We start from the raw sequence: 264 nt of genomic DNA, 5'->3' as shown, positions 1-264 counted from the left end.
ACACAGATCACCATATCGCCTCGCGAGAACGTTCCCTCAGCGTCTTTAATACCCACCGGAAGTAAACTGGTGCCAGATTGACGCAAAGCACGTACCGCACCATCATCAATAATCAAAGTGCCGCGACTCTTAAGATGTCCTGCCAGCCATTGCTTACGAGAAGCCGAACGACCATGTTCAGGTTGCAACCATGTCCCTAGGTTCTCGCCATTTGCGACTCGCAAAATGACACTCCCCTCACGACCGGATGCAATCACTGTGTGC

At 51.9% G+C, this 264-nt stretch carries 1 protein-coding gene; it reads right to left on the bottom strand.

The annotated features are described in order from the left end of the window. A partial coding sequence (locus A3773_RS17225) for a PUA domain-containing protein (protein WP_331709183.1) occupies positions 1–264 on the bottom strand: 264 nt, incomplete at both ends.

It is taken from the genome of Neptuniibacter pectenicola, from assembly GCF_001597735.1.
Classification (GTDB): Bacteria; Pseudomonadota; Gammaproteobacteria; order Pseudomonadales; family Balneatricaceae; genus Neptuniibacter; species Neptuniibacter pectenicola.
This window is presented reverse-complemented; position numbering and strand designations above follow the sequence as displayed.